This window comes from Ruegeria sp. BHSB172 (assembly GCF_059613165.1).
This window is the reverse complement of sequence record NZ_JBXWRZ010000014.1, coordinates 1-13,960: the sequence shown is the minus strand read 5'-3', so window position 1 is coordinate 13,960 and position 13,960 is coordinate 1. Positions and strand designations below refer to the sequence as shown.

Genomic DNA, 13,960 nt, shown 5'->3' with positions numbered 1-13,960 from the left:
CAAAGGCAGAATAAGACGCGGGACGGCGGTAGGGCGGGGTATAGCAAAACCAAACAACAATGTTGTCTTAAGCACGCCCCCAGCTAAACGTAAAAAAGACTTTACTCCGGCTTATCTGACCTGAATTTTGTAGACTTTCCCGATGCTTAGATGGCGCTATACTTGCATCTATGTCCCGAAACGTCGTGAAAATAGCCGAAGTTGAAAGTCCTGCCGACGAAGTCTCGGTTTGCCCATCTGATCTGACCGGACAATGGGCTGAGGCTTTCCAGCAACTCGCAGACATTGTCTCTGTACAGTCCGGCCTATGGCCTGCCGATGCGAACATGATCGCCACGGTGGTTCGCGCCCAGCGTCGGGCGGCAATACACGAACAACTGTCGCTTGAGGCTCTACAGGCCCAAGATATGGACGAGTTCGGAAAGCAGTCTAGGCTGGCGAATGCTGCCGCCAGTTCTGCCCGATCCGGCCTGACGCAGTTGAAAGCCCATCCTCAGGTCCGCGCTGGGCGTACCGCCAAGCAAGAGGGCGGAAAGATCGCGGGGGCGAAGTCCGAAACTTGGCGAGACATGCTATGACCCATCCCGAAGGCGAGTTGGTCCCCGATCCGAAGACCTTGCCCCCAACGGCATGTGTGGACTGGGCCTCTCGCCTACAGCGTGGCTTGATACCGATCTCCCTGAACCGTTTGCCCATCCGATCTGCCCGTGCGGTGAAGTTCGGCAAGATCGTAGACATGCTGAGGGTTCCCGATCTGCCCGGCCAGCCAGCGTTCGGTGATCTGGCTTCCTCCCCATGGCTGAGGCAGGTCGGGATGGCGGTTTGGGGTGGTGATACCATCCGCGAGGCATTCGTTTGTGTTGGCAAGAAGAACGCGAAGTCTGCCGGGGGTGCGTTGCTATTTCTCGCGGCCATGATCCTGAACAAGAGACCCCAGGCATCGTTTACCATTCTGTCGCCGACCATTCAGGTGTCGCGCCTGACCTTCGAGATCATTGCTGGCGCCATCCGCGCAGATGAGACACTAAAGCAGGTCTTTCACATCCGGGATGCGGCCAAAGAGGTTGAGGACTACAGGAACGGCAGCAAGTTGTCGGTGAAGGCGCTGGACGCCAGTTCTATCGCGGGTCTACGCGGATCGGTGTTGCTGGACGAGTTGTGGATCGCCGGGGAACAGGCTTCGTCCGACCGTCTACGGGCGCAGATCAGAGGTGCGTTGGCCGCTGACCCGACCGCCAAGCTGCTCTACATCTCTACCGTTTCCGACACCATTCCTCGGGGCATGTTCCTTAACCTTCTGGAATACGGTCGTAACGTGCGGGACGGGAAGATCGTGGATGACAGTTTCCTGCCTTGCTTCTACGAACCATGGCCGGGTTGTCCCGATCCCATGAAAGACGAAAGTGTGTGGCCGATGCTGTTACCGAGCTTCCCGCACATCGCCGATCTACAATTCTATCGGGGTGCGGTGCGCGAGGCTGTAGAAGCCGGACCCGCTGCCGTACAGATAGCCCGGTCGCAGTTCTTCAATGTACAACCGACTGCCCATCTTCGTGCGCGCGGTTGGGCTGTGGCCCAGCAATGGAACAAGATCGCCAGTCGTCCTCTGCCTCTACCGACGATCCTGGCATCTGCCGAACACGCTGCGGTCGGCATTGACCTTGGTGGGGCAAGCGACTGGTCGTCCCTCGGGGTGATAGGGGTGATGCCTGACGGACAATGGCAGTGCTGGCAGCAGTCGTGGTTCTTCCAATCCGCCTACGACATGTACAAACGCGAGCGCACCAACTTTGATCGGTTCCTTGCCCATGGCGACTTGAAGCTGGTGGAGCCGGGTGAGGACATTCGGCAAATTCTGGAGCTGATGGAATACGTAAAAAGTGCGGGCAACCTACATGGCGTTGGCGTTGATCCTTACGGTTCGTCCGCGCTTGTGGACGCCGCCGAGAGAGCTGGTTTCAGCATAGATGGCGACCGTCCCGAGGTGATGGGCGTCCGGCAGTCTGTACAAGCACTGAACGACCCAATCACGCGGCTTGAAAGACAGGTGTTGGAAGGCAAGCTGATTGCGGACAACGGACCTGCTCTTGCTTGGGCCATGGGGAATGCCGTGGTGCTTCCGGCTGGTGCCTCGGTGAAACTTGAGAGGGAAGAGGCCGCTGGCAAGATAGACCCGGTTGCTGCCCTGATTGACGCTGCCGGTGCCTTGGTAATGCGCCGACCCGAACGCATAGACATTGGGGCGCTGATAGGATGACGTGCAGACGCCCACCGAAGTCGGCGCGTCCGTCTAAGCTGAAAGAAGACGATGCCCAAGGGTAGGTTGCGAAACATGCGGTCCCGACTGGACCCGATGAATGCTCGTATTTCGACCCGACCGCCATCAGTGATAACGGATGTGAACCGCGCCATTCGTGATCCGATGTATCAGACCAAGCAATGGGCGCAGCTACGCAGCAAGATCATGAGCCGGAGTTCTAAGACTTGCCTGATCTGCGGGGTGAATCGCGTGACCCATGTAGACCACTTGTTGGGCCATGACGACGCCATCGCAGCCGAAGCCGCGTTCTGTTTGGGCGTGTCCGCTGCCCCCACGTGGCAGGGTCGGTTCTATGAAGGGCCATTCCTTACAATGTGTGGGCCATGCCACTCGTCTAAGACCGTCTTAGAACAGAACGGCAAGCTCTTAGATTGGATGCAGGAGCATTGGTCTAAGTTGTTGGAAGAAATAAGAAAATAGAGCTTAAAAGGCTTTACTGAGCACGGGTTCCGGCCTAGCCTTTACTTCTTAAGAGGGCATTCAGATGCCTTCGCACAACTTACAGGAGTGAAGTATGAAGATGAATGCTGAAGATAACACTGCCCGTCCCTCGGCATCGCGGAACACTGATCCGTGGACCATCTGGCGCGACTTCGTGTTGAAGCCTGACACCGCCTTGAATGCTGGCTACCCAATGCCGAAAGATACCGAACCGATGGTGATTGTCGGGATGAATTTGATTTGAGGTTATACAACCGAGTCAGGTCGGCCTTTTACTTATTCCTGGTTTCGGCCTGACGTCGGGGCGAATAATCGCTTTCAACAATTCGTCGTATGGAGAAGGCCAGCTCTCTTTCTCAACGAATGAAACTCGTCCAACACTTAGAAATTTACGCAATACTTGGCTGCAACACAGGTCATAATTTGAGTTTCTCTTCGGCGAGTTCAGAAGGGACTTTGATCATCAGTCAGCCGTCTCCAGCATGTTACTTTCGGTACCGAGCAGTGTTTTGCTGCAAAAGGGCTCCCAGGTAGTTCTGCTGAGGCTTTTGGGGATCAGAATACAACGATGCCAGTGCATTAGTTTGAAGTGGCGCATTGGCCCGCCGCATCGGTCGGCTCATGTCGTAGGAATTGTTCCGGCCAACTATCGCTGCGTTGTCAATTAGCCACTTCAATCCTATCGGGTTATTGGCGATGCGGTCCCACTGAACGACAGAGATTTGAACTTCGGGTTTCACTAGATTGTCGATTATTCGATTGGGAAGGTAAGGCCAGCGAACTTCGAATTCAGATTTCTTGTCTATTGCCACCCAATTGTAGGGGGTGTCAGGGATATCGGGATAGATAACCTGTCGCTCTCCATACATGCTTGAGTACCAATGCCCGTTATCTGCGGATGGTAGCATAACGACCAAAATGCCCGACCTGCTATTGTAACGCGTATTGATCATGCTGGATTTCAATTCCCAGTCGATGTGCTTACGACCTTTGGTTTCGGAGCCGCAAAGCAGTATGGTTACTTCAGCGTCGCGGAGATACTCATCTCGGATAAGTTCTCGGATAGACTGCGAAGAACGGCCATCATCTGCGATGTCGCCAGTATTTACTGACACATCTTGAAAGCAACCCGTCAAAATACTCATTTGTACCAGATGGTTCTTGGCCCATTGGTCGTTTCCGTGGTGGTAGCTGATAAAGGTCTTGGTCAAACTGCTGTCGTACCTCATGTGAAGAAAACCCCCTTAGCAATAAGACAGATGCCGATCGCGGCGATCGCCAACGTCAGCCAGTGCATAGAGCTTTTATTGAAGTCCCCATTGTCAGGTATCCCCGCATCTCCGATGTCTTCTCCGGCGGATCGGAGAACTTCGTTGTTGGCTCGGATGCCATCAGAAACGCGTTTCATTACGCATGCTATGGCGAAAACCGAACCGCCAATCAAAACCCAAAACCAAGATCCTGCGGTTTCGGGAGAAAGACGTATCGTTAGAGCAGCACCGGATCCAATAGCGATTAGAATTTGAATCATCTGGACCCTTAGTTTGTCGAGGTGACGCCAGACTTCATATCGCTGGCGATAAACCTCTAAAATGTTGTCTGACATCGTTGCTCCTCTTGGCGATCGTTTCCCTCCTCCCGGAACAAACGTAGAATATCGAACCGATTCGCTCAATATGAGACTTGTGGTTAGGCACGACATGTTGGGAAACAGTGACGTTTCCACACGTGATGTTGTCTAGATCACCTAAGCATCGACTTTATTGTGGTTTCCTTTTTTGTTCGCTTTGAATGTAGGTTCCATGCCGATATGCGCTTGGAAGCGAATGAGCATTGCGCTATTCACATGGAACAAGACCTTTTCCTAAGCCTATGTTAATCGTAAGCGAAGGGATATCAGCTAACTTATTGTTTCTTAAGCACGGCCCCGTGGCTCAACTGGATAGAGCAGCCCCCTCCTAAGGGGCAGGTTGCAGGTTCGAATCCTGCCGGGGTCGCCAGAAATCGTGAAAAGCACAAAAAATATCAAAGCTTTAACGGAATCTTGCGCTCCGACTGGTGACACATTAGGTGACACATGTCGAAGAATTGGTACAGATACGGCCCAATAACGATGAAAATCAAACACGTGGAGTGGCGTGGAGGTAGAGCGAACTACCGACGCAGAATTCCAGAAGAGTTGCAGCACCACTACAACGGCAGCCGCTACTATTTTGTTTCGTTGGGTACCAAGGACCCGGCTGAGGCGGCAAAAAAATCTCAACAGGTTACAGCCCAATTGGACCGCGAGTGGAGGCTATGGGCAACAATTGTATGCGAACACCTGTTTTTCCAAGAATAGCCGCCCTGTGTCCTGCAGAGGGCATTCGCAAAATAAGCTCGGTACTGTTGTCGGGGTTTCCAAGCCAGCCTTAAACACAGTAGTTCCACACAAACAGATGGAGCAAAGCTGAAGACTCGGCCAATTGCTGCCATCTGACCTACACGTTCAATGCCGCGGTTGCACTCCGCATAGCGGACATTGGTGTCGGACTGGCTCCAGGTTGTGGTTTAGGGAAATTAGTACATTGCTTGTAGTAGCCCCTGCATACCGTAAGCGAAGACAATTTAGGTTACTTGATTAATAGTCTCCTGACTGATGTCTCGCCAATACGTTCAGACCCTCCACTTCCCTTCTGCGTTCTTCGAACCTGGGGCCTTTGGGTTTCAACAGTTTTGCGCATTGCGGATACAAGTATGAACCGTCTTTGGTCGCTCTCACTTGAATGGCCTTGGCGTGTCTATGGCTGCGTTCGAAGTGTTCAGTGATGTTGTTGGATGTGATTTGAAAGCGCTGGGCTACCTCCAATAGCCTGGGCTTGGCCCTGAACCGTCTGGCCTTTCTGTACGTCGGTTGAGGATCGTCTGGGTTCATGGAGGCCCGGAAGTTGGTGAACCCGGATTCCTCCATCAGTTCCATTTCTATCCAATACTTCCGAAGCTTGGTGAAATTGTCGGAACTGACCAGTGTTTGGGCCAGTTCGTCCTTGTCGGCTGGCCGATACATGAAGCCCTGTGAAGCCTCATTGCCGCTGTGCTTGATGAGGTCTGCAGCCAAGGCACCTATGGCCAGCGTGAAGGTCTCTGCATCCTTCTGCCTTCTGGCGCGTTTGCGTGGATGAAAGTCTGCCTCATGTGCCAAGGTCAGGTCTGCGAGTTCAGAAACGAAGTTCTTAGCCGCTTCAGTTGCCGCAGATCGGTCTAAGGTAGAAAACTTCGCTTGATTCAGTGTGTCTCGGTACTGAGCGACGACTTTAGCCTGATCGTTGCTTTCCATTCGCTTTTTCGTGTCTGGTTGGCCGATTTGCGTTTTCTGTTTTCCAAATCCGATGTGTGGAATTTCGGCATCTCGTCGAGATGATCAACCCACAAACGGCAAACGCCGGAGTACGATTATTCCGATCAATATGTGTGGGAAAGTGTTGTACCAGATGTAGTTGAGTTAAATGGAGTCCCTAGTTGGGGCAGACCTAACCCGTTGTTTTAAATAGAGTAAGAGCCGTCTAAGCTACTGCATCTTGTCGGGAAAATCCATATCGGAGACTTATGAAGCTTAGGCGGCGCCGACGATGCGCAACAACTCAACAGATAGGAAGCATACTGAATCTCAGTTGTTGCGCTATCAACTTAGTTATCCTCCTATTTCAGAAGCATAAACCACGTTGCCAACATTTTCGGTTACGGGTACGTAGCAAGCCCCCTCAGTAGGTCGTCTTTGAGCACCTCTAAGCTTGGTGAGAACTCCCTGAGGCAGTTTCTCAGTGTTACACTTTGGAAGTTCGACTGCTGAATATCCCCTGGAAGCTAAGCACCTTGCCAAATAGCCAACCCGCAGCTTTGAATTCGCGTCATATGTGTACGTTTGTCCACCGTAAGTCTGCCCGCCAGTTGTGTTGCACTGAACGGTATAACCAAGATTGTAGCAATTTGTTTGGACGGGAGTCGTGTACGTTGGCGTAGTTCCAACCCTTGTATCTGTAGGGACAGCTTGTGCCGCGGCCACTCTGCAATCGAAGTAGTCGTTATCCGCTCGAGATACAGAAACACCTTCTTGATAGATGTAGAGGTCGGTAGGAGCTTCACACGCAGTCAGTACTAAAAGGCACAGCACCCCGATGCCCTTCACTGTGTTTTGGTGCATTTTTTTCTCGTTGGTCTTTTAGTTTCTAGTAGTGCCATATTGGTACTTGTCGCTATGGGCAGTATAAATATGTGAATTGAACAACTGTTTAGATGTTGCCGAAATGCACACCTATCTATTGCCCGTGGAAAAGCAATTCATGAAATTGGTTGTTTAAGTGCGCGTATCTTGCTGCATGTGCAGTGCAATCATCGACACTCAATGAAAGTTGTAAAGCTAGTTGCCAACTCAGCGAGCTCTTCTGGCTCTAACCGCCTATCATCCAAGCTTAGTTTAGCCTCAACGCCATTTTGAGCGAGGAAAAGGAGTGCTACCTCACCCCTAATGGCAAAATTGACATTCTGGGGAACGTCACCCAACGCGTCTGCTACTTTGAGCTCATTCAACTTTGAAACCACAACTCCAACGACTTCACCGTCAGACGCGAGGAGTGGACCACCTGAGTTTCCGCTTTGAATCGGACTCGTAATCTGCATCGTAACTGGGTCTCCTCCCAAGCCTTTTAGGGATGATACAGAACCTCTTGTAATATTTAGGCCACCTAACATACCGGCATACGGGTACCCAGCAGCGGTAACATCCGAGTTCAGTTTTGCGGAACTAGCCGAGAAAACTGCGACTTCCTTGTTTTCGAACGCCTCAGACACTAGAAGCGCCAGATCAAACTCTTGAGAAAAGGCGACTAATTTAGCATTTCGCCCGTCTACAGTAATGGTTGTACACCCTTCAACCACGTGCGCATTCGTCAAAACGTGCCCGACCGCAGACACGACGAATCCACTACCTGCGCTTCCTGATACGTTTTTCCTATTGGAAGGTGGGACTTCGGCTGTTTTCGCTTGGCTTTCGTCTGATTGTTCTAATGCGTCAATTGTTGTTTTGACTACATAATCAAGCTTACCGCCAATGGTGAAGGAAAGCTTCTGTACTCGTTTTGCAGAAATGCTTGACGATACCGCCCCAAGGATAGCCGCATCTTGTTCACTGGACGATAGCATTACCGTCGACCATGATCCGTTTACGAAATCAGAACGAGTGTAGAGAATTGAACCGTCTCGATCTGTGGCGGAGGAAACCGCCAAGTTCTGTTTTCTTACAGAGTATGGCTGCGTCGCTCCCTCGTGAGTACTCAATGTGAAATCGTGTAGCTTTTGGGTCGTTTCTCGATTGTGTACGCCCATGGAAATCGCAAGAGTGCTACTTTTATGGCGGTAATTCAAAAAGTAGTCCGTGTCGGCATCGCGAACTATGGTTTTCTCGGGCCACAGAAGCGACAAACCTAGACCAGGAAAATAGTTGAACTCCCAACCGTCGTTCGACAGTCGCTCAAATAGCGACCAAGCAAGCATCGCCATGTGCCAGTCTGCGGGTGCAGTTTCAAATTCGCTTTGTGAGTACCTGTTTAGCGCTCGATCGCTAATTCGCCCCCATGCCCCATCTAACAACCCGTGATAGTGCCCTTCAAACGCTAAGGCCGTCTGAAGAAAACGCTTGTCTTCGTAAGTTAGGTTACTCGCATCAAAATCCCTGAAGAGAACCTCGAAATCTTGGGATAGCGCCTCATTCGCTGTTTCCAGCCAGAGAAACAAAGGCAAAATCAGGTAAATTATGTTCTTCAATCTGGGCCGTGCCAACGTAGGAGCCTCGAACGAATGTTAGCGTTTTGTTAACCCTAAAGTCTGATAGAGATACTTCCTTGACCACCCCTACTTGGCAAGACTTTTTGCTATTACACTAGGCTATGACCAAATTCCAACAGTGCCCGCATCAGAGCATTTTATGCGTCACGGATAGTGTTACCTTGCAGGGCAAATACCCAATCATCGTTCACAATTTGAGCTAGTAGTTTTGGGCCAGGAGTAGTCTGAAGAAGGCGTCAATTTTACCGAAGGTGTCAGCAGTAGACTTCAAAGCCCCAAAAAAAGAATGGTGACACAAAGGGTGACGCCCACACTTTTCTCGTTGACCTAAGTTACTGTAAATAAATAATATTAACCGTACTGCGCGCGGTAAACAATCCTGCCGGGGTCGCCAAAAAAATCAAAATGTTGTGCCAAAATAGCCAGAAGTATGCGCAAAAGAACGAAATAGTGCGCGCAAGGTGGTTGGCCGGATGACGCGATAGCCGGCTTTCCGCAGAAAACGTAGCTTGAAAGCACTTGCTTGCGAGTCGCGCTCTTTCGCCCGAGCAGCTCGCTACCCGCTACCCTTCGACCCCTGATTTGACACGTCGCCCCGGATTGCGCCACTGGAGCCACGCAGGCTCCGGAACCCTTCAGACCCACCCCCACTACCATGACGGTGTGGCGGGCTCCGCCCGTGTCCGGTTCGATCACCAGCGCATCTTGAGCCGCCAGTCCGATAGAACAATGATTTCCCGATCAACAAGCCTGTGTGGCCACATCAAGACAGCTTGCGGCAATACCGCGTTTTGGGAAATTTTTCATTATAGGGGAATGGTGCCCAGGAGAGGACTCGAACCTCCACGTCCATACGGACACTAGCACCTGAAGCTAGCGCGTCTACCAATTCCGCCACCTGGGCAGGTGTCGTGGAGGGGCGTTTAAGCCTAGTCGCGGGGGGCGTCAACAGGATTCGAACAGATTTTTGAAAGTTTTTTTGCCGCCGCCGAAATCGGTTCGGGACCCCTGGGCCAAATGCGGGGTTTTCGTCGCTTGCGCGGCGTTATTGCGCCTTGTTTGCAGCGCTTGCGGACGGTAGATCACATCAAGACCCACACAGTAGGAGCGCTGTCATGTCCAAACTGGTCACGATTTTCGGTGGATCGGGATTCGTCGGTCGCTATGTCGCGCGGCGCATGGCGAATGAGGGGTGGCGCGTCCGCGTCGCGGTTCGGCGCCCGAACGAGGCCATTTTCGTCAAGACCTATGGCGTCGTGGGGCAGGTCGAGCCGATCCTGTGCAACATCCGCGACGACGCTTCGGTAGCAAATGCAATGCGGGGCGCGGATGCGGTGGTGAACTGCGTCGGTGTTCTGAACGATCTGGGTAAGAACGGCTTTGAGGCGGTGCAGGCCGAAGGGGCCGAGCGGATCGCGCGTCTGGCCGCGCAGCAGGGAATCAAGCGGATGGTGCATATTTCGGCCATAGGCGCGGATCCCGATTCCGACAGCGAATACGCGCGCACCAAGGCACAGGGCGAGGCCGGCGTTCTTACCCATATGCCCGACGCCGTCATCCTGCGGCCCTCGGTGATCTTCGGGCCCGAGGATCAGTTCTTCAACCGGTTCGCGGGAATGACCCGGATGTCGCCGTTTCTGCCGATTTTCGGTGCCGACACCCGGTTCCAGCCGGTCTATGTGGATGACGTGGCGCAGGCCGCGATCAAGGGCGTGTTGGGGCAGGCCGAGCCGGGGATCTACGAGCTGGGCGGCCCCGAGGTCAAAACCTTCCGCGAGCTGATGCAGCAGATGCTTGGGGTGATCCACCGCGGCCGTATCATCATCGGCCTGCCGTTCTGGGTGGGGCGGATCATGGCCGGGGTTCTGGACATCGTGAAATTCGTCAGCTTCCAGCTGTTTCCGAACAACATCCTGACCCGCGACCAACTGAAGAATCTGCGCCGCGACAATGTCGTGTCGGAGGGGACGAAAGGTTTCGCCGATCTGGGGATCGAGCCGGCCACGCTTGAATCGGTGCTGCCGGAATACCTGTGGAAGTTCCGCCCGTCGGGACAGTACGACGAGATCCAGAACTCGGCCCGAAACCTGCGGGCCTGATCAGCCGTAAGCGATGCTCAGCAGGACAACGCCCAGGATCACGCGATAGATCACATAGGGCGTGAAGCTGACGCTGCGCAACAGCCGCATCATCAGGCTTAGCGCCAGCAGGGCCGAGACGAAGGCGAACACGGCGGCAATCGCGCTGTCCTTGGCCAGTTGGGTATCGGCCTGATCGATCACGTCCAGCGACAGCAGAGCACCCGAGGCGAGGATCGTCGGGATCGACATCAGCATCGCGATGCGCGCGCCGTCCTCGCGGGAATAGCCCAGATGCCGCGCGCCGGTGATGCAGATCCCCGACCGTGAGGTGCCGGGAATCAGCGCCAGAACCTGCCACAGGCCCAAGATCACCGCATCGCGCAACCCCCAGTCGGCGGCCTCTTTGGTCTGGGGGCCTTTCTGGTCCATCCAGTACAGCAGCAGCCCGAAGCCCAGCATCGTCCATCCGATCACCGCCACGGACCGCATCGCGCTGCTGAGCCCGGTCAGGTGCAGGATGGCACCGACGATGACGGTCGGGATGGTGGCCACGATCAAGGCCAAGGCCAATCGCGATTGCGGGGTGTCGATGCGTCCGCGCAACGCACAGGGCAGGCCTGCAAGGGCCAGCTTAACGTCGCTCCAGAAATACAGAACCACCGCGCCCAAGGTGCCCACATGCACCGCCACGTCGATGGCCAGGCCCTGATCGTCCATCCCGGTGAGGCTGGGTAGCAAGATCAGGTGGCCCGAGGACGAGATCGGTAGAAACTCGGTGATACCTTGGATGATCGCCACCAGAATCAGCTGAAAAAGACTCATCCGCACACCTGCCCGCTGTCACGTTTTCTTTGTCCGCAATGGGTATAACTGGCATGATGAAAAGGAAAGCGCCGAGATGGGTCCGAAGCGGACATAAAAAACAAAAAAATCTGGGTGCTCACGGCGCATTTCCAGCATTTTTTTGAATTTAGGTCAGTACAGTTGACTTTTCATTCGAAAAGCTGTCGCCTAAAGAAACTCGACCAAGCCAATTCATGGAGTCTGACCGTGGCCAAGCAACCGATGCTGAAATTCGTGCAGATCGATCGTAACATGCCCCAAAAGCGTGCTGCTGATGACCGCAAGGATGACTTCCACGAAATCTATGCCGAGTTCGCCGCGGAAAAGGCCGCCGAACAGGCCAGCCGTTGCAGCCAGTGTGGGGTGCCCTATTGCCAGTCGCACTGCCCGCTGCACAACAACATCCCCGACTGGTTGCGCCTGACCGCAACGGGGCGGCTGGAGGAGGCCTATCAGACCAGCCAGGCCACCAACACCTTCCCCGAGATCTGCGGTCGCATCTGCCCGCAGGACCGCCTGTGCGAGGGCAACTGCGTCATTGAACAATCCGGCCACGGAACGGTGACCATCGGCGCGATCGAAAAATACATCACCGACACCGCGTGGGACAAAGGTTGGGTCAAGCCGGTCTCGCCAGCCGCCGAGCGCCCCGAAAGCGTGGGTATCATCGGTGGCGGCCCCGGCGGTCTGGCGGCGGCGGACATGCTGCGCCGGGCCGGGATCCAGGTTACGGTCTATGATCGCTATGACCGCGCGGGCGGGTTGCTGATGTATGGCATTCCGGGCTTCAAACTGGAAAAGGACGTGGTTCAACGCCGCAACGAACTGTTGGCCGAGGGTGGCGTGACCTTTGAGTTGAACTGCAACGTGGATGCGGCCAAGTTCGCCGAGATCCGCGCCAAGCATGACGCCGTGATCATTGCAACGGGCGTCTACAAGTCGCGGGATCTGTCCATGCCCGGCAGCGGTCTGCCTGGCATCGAAAAGGCGATCGATTTCCTGACTGCCTCGAACCGCAAAAGCTTTGGTGACACGGTGCCGGAATATGACAGCGGCCGCCTGAACGCCAAGGGCAAGAAGGTGGTCGTGATCGGCGGCGGCGATACCGCGATGGATTGCGTGCGCACCGCGATCCGCGAGGGCGCGACCTCGGTCAAATGTCTGTACCGCCGCGACCGGGCGAACATGCCAGGTTCGCAGCGCGAAACCCAGAACGCCGAGGAAGAGGGCGTGATCTTCGAATGGCTCAGCGCGCCCAAGGGGTTCGTGGGCGATGAGCGCGTTACCGGTGTAATAGTGCAGAAGATGCGCCTGGGCCAACCCGACGCGACTGGCCGTCAAACGCCCGAAGTGATCGAAGGCGCGGATTACGTCGAAGAGGCCGATCTGGTCATCAAGGCGCTGGGCTTCGAGCCCGAGGACCTGCCCACCCTGTTCGGCCAGCCCGACCTGCCCGTGACCCGCTGGGGCACCGTCAAAGCCGCGTTCGAGACCGGCGAGACCGAGATGGACGGCGTCTATGCTATCGGTGACATCGTGCGCGGTGCCTCGCTGGTGGTCTGGGCGATCCGCGACGGCCGTGACTGCGCGCAGGCCATCATCGACCGGTTCAACGGCAAGGCCGCGCTTGCGGCCGAGTGACACCGCAGCCCAGCGACAGGAGCGACAGGATGCCCGAATTGCAAGGCCAATGCATGTGCGGCGCGGTCACCGTTACCGCGACCCCCGCCCGCGACGCGCTGGGCGCCTGCCATTGCGACATGTGCCGCCGCTGGACCAGCAGTGCGCTGGTCACCTTTCCGGCACAGCCGGGCTATGCGGCGCTGGGGCCGGTCAAGACCTTCACCTCGTCAGACTGGGCCGAACGCGCCTTCTGTGAGGAGTGCGGCTCGGCCCTGTGGTACCGGATCACCCTGCCGGGCGAGATGCACGGCCAGACACAGATCGCGGCCGGCCTGTTCGACAACGCGGCCGGCAACACGCTGAAACTTGAACTTTACATCGACAAGAAGCCCGAGGGTTACGCGTTCGCAGGTGAACGCCGCCAGATGACCGAAGCCGAGGTCATGGCCATGTACGCCCCGTCGGAAGAAGGAGACAGCCAATGACGAAATATGATGCCGATTGGGTCCGGGCCGAGGAAGCCAAGCGCAAGTGGATGGCCGAAAACGGTCTCTATTCCGAGCAGGAAGAGCATTCCTCGTGCGGGGTCGGCCTGGTGGTTTCGGTTGACGGCAAGAAAAGCCGCAAGGTGGTCGAGGCCGGGATCAATGCGCTCAAGGCAATCTGGCACCGCGGTGCGGTGGATGCCGACGGCAAGACCGGCGACGGCGCGGGCATCCATGTGCAGATCCCGGCCCCCTTCTTCTATGACCAGATCCGCCGCACCGGGCACGAGCCCAAGATGGACCAGCTGATCGCTGTGGGGCAGGTGTTCTTGCCACGCACCGATTTC

13 protein-coding genes and 2 tRNA genes are annotated in these 13,960 nt (G+C 55.1%); 9 read left to right on the top strand and 6 right to left on the bottom strand.

Features of this window, described 5'->3' with window-relative positions:
* Positions 1-170: 170 nt before the first annotated feature.
* The 3 genes from AC2FM3_RS09335 to AC2FM3_RS09325 all read left to right on the top strand — a co-directional run bounded on the left by AC2FM3_RS09335 (position 171) and on the right by AC2FM3_RS09325 (position 3,005).
* Positions 171-578 carry a hypothetical protein gene (locus tag AC2FM3_RS09335; protein ID WP_496680948.1) on the top strand — a complete coding sequence of 136 codons (408 nt, stop codon included), beginning with the start codon at positions 171-173 and terminating at the stop codon, positions 576-578.
* A complete protein-coding gene (locus AC2FM3_RS09330; protein WP_496680946.1) occupies positions 575-2,257 on the top strand; it encodes a terminase TerL endonuclease subunit in 1,683 nt (560 codons plus the stop codon). The genes AC2FM3_RS09335 and AC2FM3_RS09330 overlap by 4 nt, the downstream gene beginning before the upstream one ends.
* 577 nt (positions 2,258-2,834) lie before the next feature.
* The gene (locus AC2FM3_RS09325) at positions 2,835-3,005 is read left to right on the top strand and encodes a hypothetical protein (RefSeq protein WP_496680945.1); all 171 of its coding nucleotides are present in this window, start codon (positions 2,835-2,837) and stop codon (positions 3,003-3,005) included.
* Between the two features lie 241 nt (positions 3,006-3,246).
* On the opposite strand, the gene AC2FM3_RS09320 is transcribed toward AC2FM3_RS09325, so the two are convergent.
* Positions 3,247-3,990, bottom strand: coding sequence for a TIR domain-containing protein (locus tag AC2FM3_RS09320; RefSeq protein ID WP_496680943.1), 744 nt, complete (start codon positions 3,988-3,990; stop codon positions 3,247-3,249).
* Positions 3,987-4,367 (bottom strand): hypothetical protein, encoded by a 381-nt coding sequence (locus AC2FM3_RS09315; RefSeq protein WP_496680941.1) that lies wholly within the window; start codon positions 4,365-4,367, stop codon positions 3,987-3,989. Before AC2FM3_RS09315 ends, AC2FM3_RS09320 begins: the two co-directional genes overlap by 4 nt.
* 317 nt (positions 4,368-4,684) lie before the next feature.
* Here AC2FM3_RS09315 and AC2FM3_RS09310 point away from each other — a divergent pair.
* Together AC2FM3_RS09310 and AC2FM3_RS09305 are read left to right on the top strand one after the other, a co-directional pair.
* A tRNA-Arg gene (locus AC2FM3_RS09310) sits at positions 4,685-4,761 on the top strand.
* 77 nt (positions 4,762-4,838) lie between these two features.
* Positions 4,839-5,102, top strand: coding sequence for a DUF6538 domain-containing protein (locus AC2FM3_RS09305; RefSeq protein WP_496680939.1), 264 nt, complete (start codon positions 4,839-4,841; stop codon positions 5,100-5,102).
* Positions 5,103-5,381: 279 nt separating this feature from the next.
* Here AC2FM3_RS09305 and AC2FM3_RS09300 read toward each other — a convergent pair whose 3' ends face one another.
* From AC2FM3_RS09300 to AC2FM3_RS09290, 3 genes are all read right to left on the bottom strand, one after another.
* Entirely contained in the window at positions 5,382-6,077 is a 696-nt protein-coding gene (locus tag AC2FM3_RS09300; RefSeq protein ID WP_496680937.1) for a hypothetical protein, read from the bottom strand.
* A 1,052-nt stretch (positions 6,078-7,129) separates the two neighbouring features.
* Positions 7,130-8,560, bottom strand: a complete 1,431-nt coding sequence (locus AC2FM3_RS09295; protein ID WP_496680934.1) for a S1C family serine protease — start codon at positions 8,558-8,560, stop codon at positions 7,130-7,132.
* An 838-nt stretch (positions 8,561-9,398) separates the two neighbouring features.
* A tRNA-Leu gene (locus tag AC2FM3_RS09290) sits at positions 9,399-9,485 on the bottom strand.
* Positions 9,486-9,696: 211 nt separating this feature from the next.
* On the opposite strand from AC2FM3_RS09290, the gene AC2FM3_RS09285 reads away from it, so the two are divergent.
* Positions 9,697-10,680: a complex I NDUFA9 subunit family protein gene (locus tag AC2FM3_RS09285; RefSeq protein ID WP_496680932.1), complete on the top strand. Its 984-nt coding sequence runs from the start codon at positions 9,697-9,699 to the stop codon at positions 10,678-10,680.
* Here the strand turns inward: AC2FM3_RS09285 and AC2FM3_RS09280 are convergent, their stop codons facing one another.
* The gene (locus AC2FM3_RS09280) at positions 10,681-11,484 is read right to left on the bottom strand and encodes an undecaprenyl-diphosphate phosphatase (RefSeq protein ID WP_496680929.1); all 804 of its coding nucleotides are present in this window, start codon (positions 11,482-11,484) and stop codon (positions 10,681-10,683) included. It lies immediately after the preceding gene.
* A 228-nt stretch (positions 11,485-11,712) separates the two neighbouring features.
* On the opposite strand from AC2FM3_RS09280, the gene AC2FM3_RS09275 reads away from it, so the two are divergent.
* From AC2FM3_RS09275 to AC2FM3_RS09265, 3 genes are all read left to right on the top strand, one after another.
* A complete protein-coding gene (locus tag AC2FM3_RS09275) occupies positions 11,713-13,146 on the top strand; it encodes an NAD(P)-dependent oxidoreductase (RefSeq protein WP_496680927.1) in 1,434 nt (477 codons plus the stop codon).
* 29 nt (positions 13,147-13,175) lie between these two features.
* Positions 13,176-13,613, top strand: coding sequence for a GFA family protein (locus tag AC2FM3_RS09270; protein ID WP_005979708.1), 438 nt, complete (start codon positions 13,176-13,178; stop codon positions 13,611-13,613).
* Positions 13,610-13,960 (top strand): hypothetical protein (locus tag AC2FM3_RS09265; protein WP_496680924.1); only part of this gene is annotated, 351 nt, incomplete at its 3' end. The genes AC2FM3_RS09270 and AC2FM3_RS09265, both read left to right, overlap by 4 nt.